At 58.4% G+C, this 7,959-nt stretch carries 3 protein-coding genes and 5 pseudogenes; 4 read left to right on the top strand and 4 right to left on the bottom strand.

Translation table 11 applies throughout. The features are described from left to right. The 3 genes and pseudogenes from D3H35_RS03410 to D3H35_RS03400 all read right to left on the bottom strand — a co-directional run. Window positions 1-553 (bottom strand): annotated as a pseudogene (locus D3H35_RS03410) (YheC/YheD family protein); the annotation flags it as partial. Continuing rightward, window positions 534-1,709 (bottom strand): YheC/YheD family endospore coat-associated protein, encoded by a 1,176-nt coding sequence (locus D3H35_RS03405; RefSeq protein WP_119147770.1) that lies wholly within the window; start codon window positions 1,707-1,709, stop codon window positions 534-536. The pseudogene D3H35_RS03410 and the gene D3H35_RS03405, both read right to left, overlap by 20 nt. Further along, window positions 1,684-3,054 carry a YheC/YheD family endospore coat-associated protein gene (locus D3H35_RS03400; RefSeq protein WP_119147772.1) on the bottom strand — a complete coding sequence of 457 codons (1,371 nt, stop codon included), beginning with the start codon at window positions 3,052-3,054 and terminating at the stop codon, window positions 1,684-1,686. The genes D3H35_RS03405 and D3H35_RS03400 overlap by 26 nt, the downstream gene beginning before the upstream one ends. A 216-nt stretch (window positions 3,055-3,270) precedes the next feature. On the opposite strand from D3H35_RS03400, the pseudogene fni (D3H35_RS03395) reads away from it, so the two are divergent. Then, window positions 3,271-3,962: pseudogene (gene fni / locus D3H35_RS03395) on the top strand (type 2 isopentenyl-diphosphate Delta-isomerase); the annotation flags it as partial. On the opposite strand, the pseudogene fni (D3H35_RS03390) reads toward fni (D3H35_RS03395), so the two are convergent. After that, window positions 3,954-4,699: pseudogene (gene fni, locus D3H35_RS03390) on the bottom strand (type 2 isopentenyl-diphosphate Delta-isomerase); the annotation flags it as partial. The pseudogenes fni (D3H35_RS03395) and fni (D3H35_RS03390) sit on opposite strands and share 9 nt — an antisense overlap. Before the next feature lie 216 nt (window positions 4,700-4,915). On the opposite strand from fni (D3H35_RS03390), the pseudogene D3H35_RS03385 reads away from it, so the two are divergent. From D3H35_RS03385 to D3H35_RS03375, 3 genes and pseudogenes are all read left to right on the top strand, one after another. Continuing rightward, a pseudogene (locus D3H35_RS03385) lies at window positions 4,916-6,285 on the top strand (YheC/YheD family endospore coat-associated protein). After that, entirely contained in the window at window positions 6,260-7,435 is a 1,176-nt protein-coding gene (locus tag D3H35_RS03380) for a YheC/YheD family endospore coat-associated protein (protein WP_119147770.1), read from the top strand. The pseudogene D3H35_RS03385 and the gene D3H35_RS03380 overlap by 26 nt, the downstream one beginning before the upstream one ends. Continuing rightward, window positions 7,416-7,959: pseudogene (locus D3H35_RS03375) on the top strand (YheC/YheD family protein); the annotation flags it as partial. The gene D3H35_RS03380 and the pseudogene D3H35_RS03375, both read left to right, overlap by 20 nt.

Raw genomic sequence — 7,959 nt, 5'->3', positions numbered from 1 at the left:
CCCTGAGAGCGGAAATGGTCGTGCCTGTTTCCGCGCGGCGGCTCGGAAGCCTGTTATACACGACGTCGGGCAACGGAACGACGCGACGGAACCAAGTGCCTCCCGAATCCAGAAACCAGCCGTGAACCGTCTCTTGCTGCCAATTGATATCCCGGGGCGTGAAGGCGAAGAAATAAGCTTTTTTGCGGCCCATGTAAAGCAGTTGCTTGACGAAGCCGGTTCGAGTGCCGAAAGGCGAAGTCGGCGATTTCGTCGCGCTGTCGGTCAGAATGCCGATCAAAGGGCCGAGCTTGATTTCATCGGTGTCCGCGCTGGACAAGTGGACGTTGCCTGACATCGGGATCCGCACGGAACGGCGAAGCCCGGCCGACATATAGACATGGTTTCCCGCTCGATTAATCGTCCTTACCGTGGCGGGAACGGTGTCCCGTCCGAGCTTGACGTTAACCGATTTTCGTCCGTTCAGCTTGAGCTGCTTCGCGAGAGGGCTGGATAGCCAGACGATTCTCTCGGGCTGCTGGGTGAAGTGGACGTTACAGATGGTCAAACTCATGAATTACCCTCCCAGGTGAACGAAACAGGATATGACGGGCGTAGCTGACCGGCCGTCCGGCAGCCGTCCGGGCGACCGCCTCTCCGAAGCATTCCATGGCGGCGCGGCCAGGCTTCGAATTGGCTTCCAGAAACCAGAGCCGGCCGGATCGATCGACGCCGAAGTCAAGGCCTAGCTCGGCGAAACGTCCGTAACATTGCTCAAGGGTACATACGACATGGAGGCAGCATTCCCGGATCTCTTCTAACAGCATGACGGCTTTCTCGCCGCCGAACATCGAAGCAAGCGCGGCTTGCGCGGGTTCAGCCGTCCCCCCTCCGTGCAAATTCGCGGTAACCGTCTCGGCTTGGCCGCGGCGGATCGCCGTGCCGGTAAGCGCCCAACGGCCCTTGCCGTTCTTTTGCACGAGAGCGCGAATGTCGAACGGTTCGTCCTTGGCGTTGCGCAGGTCAAGAAGCGGCTGCATGACGTATTCCCTGCCGCCGATCCATCTGCCGATGCGGGCTGCCGCTTCATGGAAGTCGGCGCAATCGCACGAGAAGGCTCGATTGTCGGCAAGCCGTCCGCGTAGAGAGACGCTTCCGTCCGCTTTCCGGCGGACGGCGACGACTCTGCGCCCCTGACTTCCGGCAGCGGGCTTCAGGAACGCAGCTCCCCGGTTTCTTGTCAGCCAGCGAAGAAAAGAATCGGTTCCTTCATAGAGCCTCGTAGGCGGAAGATAGGGAGAAAGCCGTTCGTCGCCTGCAAGCGCGAGCTGAACCGCGGCTTTGCCGGGCAAGGGTCCGTTCAGATGAGCAAGCCGTCGCGCAGAGTTAAGCTTCCGCAGCGCTTGCCGATATTTGCGCTTCTCCGATTCGTTCGCCGGCCAGGAGCGATCATACACTAGCGCTGGCAGCGGATGGGCTTCGCGCTGCCACTTGAGCAAGCTCGGCTCAAAGCGCCAGCCTTGAACGGTTCCGTCAGCCGGATTCCAGGTCCAAGGGGCAAATGCGAACACCGACAGGCCTTGCCGGCTTCCGTGCTCGCCGAGCTTGCGGATGAAGCGGCTTTCCGCGAACGGAGGCAGCGCATTTTTTTCGCATACGAGTATGCCGAGCGCTGGCGCTTTGTCAGTCTCGCGGATGAAGGCGTCAGAATCCGGATAAATGACGGGCATATTGAATCATCATCCGCACCGAAGGACGGATTTTCCCTTCTTTTAATGGCGTATTGTCATTCTTGGAAGGCTTGGAGTTCACTTCGAGCAGCCAAACCCGGCCGGATGTGTCGATCGCGAGGTCGATCCCCAGCTCGCCGAAGTGCGCCGGAATTTTCTCGTCGATTCCTTTGGCGATATCGAGTGCGGCGCGTTGAAGCCGGGACGACGCGACGGCTCTGTGCGTCCCTGGCAAATTCGATTTGGCAACGGCTTCTTTGACGGTCGAGAGGGTACCGCCTCTAGCCAGATTGGAGACGAAATGGTGCGAACCCGCCGTTCTTCCGACAATGGACGTTATTTGCCACGCTCCGCTTGCGTTTTTTTGCGTTAACGCCCGGAAATCGACGGGACGCCCTCCGGCTTCGATCAATGTCAGTCCTTGCTGGATTAAATAACGGACCGTTTTCATTTTGCCGGAAATGGAGGAGAACAGCTTGGCGGGATCGTTGAACGACTGCCTTCGCGTGCCGTTGACGGTTGCATAGGAAGCCTGCCAGCTCTCCGAACCGACGCGGGTCAGGCGGATAATTCCTTTGCCGAGGCTGCCCCGGACGGGCTTCAAGAATACCGCCGAATAGCGGGTGCACATACTCTTGAACATCGCGTAGCTGCGCAGCGAGTACGACTCGGGCAAATACTTCTGGACGGCGCTGTCTTTTTTGAGAGCTTCGAACACTTCGGATTTGTCCAGGAATTTCTCGTTGAATACATGGGAGCCATACCGATTTCGGATATCCTTCATGAAGCTCTGCACGACGGCGCTGTTCTCCAGCTTGCGGGTCGTCAGCCGATTGTTGACGACATCGGGTGCGGGCAGAGACATCCGATGCCATCCGGTTGCGTTATGCACCCAGCCCTCCACCGAATTCGAACTTGACCCGATACCCCCCGGAGTGAAAAAATAGACGTATGCTCCTTGGGCGCGGCACGCTGTTGTCAATTCCCGGCAAAAGAGCGTAATGTCCCCGAACGGTTTATCCGGGATATGGGGGAAGCTGCGGCTGACAAGGACGCCGATAAGCGGTCCAAGCGCAAGAGTGCGGCCGGATGTCCGGTATTGCAGCCTTAGCGGCGTACCGGAATGGATTCCCATTCGGTGAGAAAGCGTCTGGCTCATGCGCATGCCTTCGAAGCGGGGAACCGGGACGAGAGTGACGGAGTGACGGAACGCGCCGAATTTCAGCGAAATCGGCTGATGGGCAGGGATTTTAAGCTGCTTCATTACGCTTTCTCCCAGCATGAGGACGTCGTCGGACAAGATGTCGGAGCTGACGATTTGGACGTTGACTTTCGGGGTGGACATGCTAGCTTGCTCCTCCCACCGATTCGTTCTTCATGATGAAGGCACTCCCACAATTCCTCTCGTGGGCTCGCGAGAATACTCCATCATATGAGGACATCTATCTATCGGTGATTGGTGGTCAGGCGTTATCGAACGAATGAAAATGCAAGGCGTGGCCTATCGAATAGGAGGAACGGCGTTGAAAAATGGCGACAGGATCGCGTTCGGCGGCACGGAATGAACGAAAAAGAGAAATCGACGGCAACGAGGAAGTCGGATCATATTCGAATATGTCTGGATGAGCAAGTGTCGGGCAAGGGGTGACGACCGGATTCGAGCATTACCGGTTTCGTCATTCCGCATTGCCGGAGCTGTCGCTCTCCGAGACGGAATTGAGCGTCGATCTGCTTGGCAAAAAGCTGAAGACGCCGCTTCTCATAAGCAGCATGACCGGAGGGACCGAGCAAACCGGTGCCATTAACCGGAGACTGGCGGAAGCGGCGGAAGCGCGAGGCTGGGGATCGCGCTCGGCTCGATGCGAGCGGCGATCGAGCGGGAGGAGCTTGCGTCCACGTTCCGAGTACGGAAGCAAGCGCCCACGACGTTGGTGATCGCCAATTTGGGCGCCGTTCAGCTTAATTACGGCCTTGGACCCGAAGATTGCCGCCGAGCCGTTGCATTGGCGGAAGCGGATGCGCTCGTGCTCCATCTGAATGCGCTTCAGGAAGCGTTTCAACCGGGAGGAGATACCGATTTCGGCGGCTTGCTTCGTCGGATCGAAGAAGTATGCCGCCGCCTGTCCGTACCGGTCGGAATCAAGGAGGTAGGCTGGGCATCGATAGCGATACCGCTCGAAGTTGACGGATGCGGGCGCGGCTTTCATCGACGTAGCGGGAGCCGGCGGAACTTCCTGGAGCCAGGTCGACGAACGCCTCCGCGGCGGCTCTTACTACCGGGTCGACTGACGAAGTTTTTCGACCTGGCTCCAGGAAGTTCCGCCGGCTCCCGCTACGTCGATGAAAGCCGCGCCCGCATCCGTCAACCTTCGAGCGGTATCGCTATCGATGCCCCAGCCTACCTCCTTGATTCCGACCGGTACGGACAGGCGGCGGCATACTTCTTCGATCCGACGAAGCAAGCCGCCGAAATCGGTATCTCCTCCCGGTTGAAACGCTTCCTGAAGCGCATTCAGATGGAGCACGAGCGCATCCGCTTCCGCCAATGCAACGGCTCGGCGGCAATCTTCGGGTCCAAGGCCGTAATTAAGCTGAACGGCGCCCAAATTGGCGATCACCAACGTCGTGGGCGCTTGCTTCCGTACTCGGAACGTGGACGCAAGCTCCTCCCGCTCGATCGCCGCTCGCATCGAGCCGAGCGCGATCCCCCAGCCTCGCGCTTCCGCCGCTTCCGCCAGTCTCCGGTTAATGGCACCGGTTTGCTCGGTCCCTCCGGTCATGCTGCTTATGAGAAGCGGCGTCTTCAGCTTTTTGCCAAGCAGATCGACGCTCAATTCCGTCTCGGAGAGCGACAGCTCCGGCAATGCGGAATGACGAAACCGGTAATGCTCGAATCCGGTCGTCACCCCTTGCCCCGACACTTGCTCATCCAGACATATTCGAATATGATCCGACTTCCTCGTTGCCGTCGATTTCTCTTTTTCGTTCATTCCGTGCCGCCGAACGCGATCCTGTCGCCATTTTTCAACGCCGTTCCTCCTATTCGATAGGCCACGCCTTGCATTTTCATTCGTTCGATAACGCCTGACCACCAATCACCGATAGATAGATGTCCTCATATGATGGAGTATTCTCGCGAGCCCACGAGAGGAATTGTGGGAGTGCCTTCATCATGAAGAACGAATCGGTGGGAGGAGCAAGCTAGCATGTCCACCCCGAAAGTCAACGTCCAAATCGTCAGCTCCGACATCTTGTCCGACGACGTCCTCATGCTGGGAGAAAGCGTAATGAAGCAGCTTAAAATCCCTGCCCATCAGCCGATTTCGCTGAAATTCGGCGCGTTCCGTCACTCCGTCACTCTCGTCCCGGTTCCCCGCTTCGAAGGCATGCGCATGAGCCAGACGCTTTCTCACCGAATGGGAATCCATTCCGGTACGCCGCTAAGGCTGCAATACCGGACATCCGGCCGCACTCTTGCGCTTGGACCGCTTATCGGCGTCCTTGTCAGCCGCAGCTTCCCCCATATCCCGGATAAACCGTTCGGGGACATTACGCTCTTTTGCCGGGAATTGACAACAGCGTGCCGCGCCCAAGGAGCATACGTCTATTTTTTCACTCCGGGGGTATCGGGTCAAGTTCGAATTCGGTGGAGGGCTGGGTGCATAACGCAACCGGATGGCATCGGATGTCTCTGCCCGCACCCGATGTCGTCAACAATCGGCTGACGACCCGCAAGCTGGAGAACAGCGCCGTCGTGCAGAGCTTCATGAAGGATATCCGAAATCGGTATGGCTCCCATGTATTCAACGAGAAATTCCTGGACAAATCCGAAGTGTTCGAAGCTCTCAAAAAAGACAGCGCCGTCCAGAAGTATTTGCCCGAGTCGTACTCGCTGCGCAGCTACGCGATGTTCAAGAGTATGTGCACCCGCTATTCGGCGGTATTCTTGAAGCCCGTCCGGGGCAGCCTCGGCAAAGGAATTATCCGCCTGACCCGCGTCGGTTCGGAGAGCTGGCAGGCTTCCTATGCAACCGTCAACGGCACGCGAAGGCAGTCGTTCAACGATCCCGCCAAGCTGTTCTCCTCCATTTCCGGCAAAATGAAAACGGTCCGTTATTTAATCCAGCAAGGACTGACATTGATCGAAGCCGGAGGGCGTCCCGTCGATTTCCGGGCGTTAACGCAAAAAAACGCAAGCGGAGCGTGGCAAATAACGTCCATTGTCGGAAGAACGGCGGGTTCGCACCATTTCGTCTCCAATCTGGCTAGAGGCGGTACCCTCTCGACCGTCAAAGAAGCCGTTGCCAAATCGAATTTGCCAGGGACGCACAGAGCCGTCGCGTCGTCCCGGCTTCAACGCGCCGCACTCGATATCGCCAAAGGAATCGACGAGAAAATTCCGGCGCACTTCGGCGAGCTGGGGATCGACCTCGCGATCGACACATCCGGCCGGGTTTGGCTGCTCGAAGTGAACTCCAAGCCTTCCAAGAATGACAATACGCCATTAAAAGAAGGGAAAATCCGTCCTTCGGTGCGGATGATGATTCAATATGCCCGTCATTTATCCGGATTCTGACGCCTTCATCCGCGAGACTGACAAAGCGCCAGCGCTCGGCATACTCGTATGCGAAAAAAATGCGCTGCCTCCGTTCGCGGAAAGCCGCTTCATCCGCAAGCTCGGCGAGCACGGAAGCCGGCAAGGCCTGTCGGTGTTCGCATTTGCCCCTTGGACCTGGAATCCGGCTGACGGAACCGTTCAAGGCTGGCGCTTTGAGCCGAGCTTGCTCAAGTGGCAGCGCGAAGCCCATCCGCTGCCAGCGCTAGTGTATGATCGCTCCTGGCCGGCGAACGAATCGGAGAAGCGCAAATATCGGCAAGCGCTGCGGAAGCTTAACTCTGCGCGACGGCTTGCTCATCTGAACGGACCCTTGCCCGGCAAAGCCGCGGTTCAGCTCGCGCTTGCAGGCGACGAACGGCTTTCTCCCTATCTTCCGCCTACGAGGCTCTATGAAGGAACCGATTCTTTTCTTCGCTGGCTGACAAGAAACCGGGGAGCTGCGTTCCTGAAGCCCGCTGCCGGAAGTCAGGGGCGCAGAGTCGTCGCCGTCCGCCGGAAAGCGGACGGAAGCGTCTCTCTACGCGGACGGCTTGCCGACAATCGAGCCTTCTCGTGCGATTGCGCCGACTTCCATGAAGCGGCAGCCCGCATCGGCAGATGGATCGGCGGCAGGGAATACGTCATGCAGCCGCTTCTTGACCTGCGCAACGCCAAGGACGAACCGTTCGACATTCGCGCTCTCGTGCAAAAGAACGGCAAGGGCCGTTGGGCGCTTACCGGCACGGCGATCCGCCGCGGCCAAGCCGAGACGGTTACCGCGAATTTGCACGGAGGGGGGACGGCTGAACCCGCGCAAGCCGCGCTTGCTTCGATGTTCGGCGGCGAGAAAGCCGTCATGCTGTTAGAAGAGATCCGGGAATGCTGCCTCCATGTCGTATGTACCCTTGAGCAATGTTACGGACGTTTCGCCGAGCTAGGCCTTGACTTCGGCGTCGATCGATCCGGCCGGCTCTGGTTTCTGGAAGCCAATTCGAAGCCTGGCCGCGCCGCCATGGAATGCTTCGGAGAGGCGGTCGCCCGGACGGCTGCCGGACGGCCGGTCAGCTACGCCCGTCATATCCTGTTTCGTTCACCTGGGAGGGTAATTCATGAGTTTGACCATCTGTAACGTCCACTTCACCCAGCAGCCCGAGAGAATCGTCTGGCTATCCAGCCCTCTCGCGAAGCAGCTCAAGCTGAACGGACGAAAATCGGTTAACGTCAAGCTCGGACGGGACACCGTTCCCGCCACGGTAAGGACGATTAATCGAGCGGGAAACCATGTCTATATGTCGGCCGGGCTTCGCCGTTCCGTGCGGATCCCGATGTCAGGCAACGTCCACTTGTCCAGCGCGGACACCGATGAAATCAAGCTCGGCCCTTTGATCGGCATTCTGACCGACAGCGCGACGAAATCGCCGACTTCGCCTTTCGGCACTCGAACCGGCTTCGTCAAGCAACTGCTTTACATGGGCCGCAAAAAAGCTTATTTCTTCGCCTTCACGCCCCGGGATATCAATTGGCAGCAAGAGACGGTTCACGGCTGGTTTCTGGATTCGGGAGGCACTTGGTTCCGTCGCGTCGTTCCGTTGCCCGACGTCGTGTATAACAGGCTTCCGAGCCGCCGCGCGGAAACAGGCACGACCATTTCCC

Source organism: Cohnella faecalis (assembly GCF_003570905.1).
GTDB lineage: Bacteria > Bacillota > Bacilli > Paenibacillales > Paenibacillaceae > Cohnella > Cohnella faecalis.
The sequence above is the reverse complement of the archived record's forward strand: the minus strand, read 5'-3'. Positions and strand labels throughout refer to the sequence as shown.

What these genes read in the sequence shown, in the direction of transcription:
- D3H35_RS03380 (WP_119147770.1), top strand. Translation starts at nt 6,260, where the DNA reads ATGCCCGTCATTTATCCGGATTCTGACGCCTTCATCCGCGAGACTGAC.
- D3H35_RS03405 (WP_119147770.1), bottom strand. Translation starts at nt 1,709, where the DNA reads ATGCCCGTCATTTATCCGGATTCTGACGCCTTCATCCGCGAGACTGAC.
- D3H35_RS03400 (WP_119147772.1), bottom strand. Translation starts at nt 3,054, where the DNA reads ATGTCCACCCCGAAAGTCAACGTCCAAATCGTCAGCTCCGACATCTTG.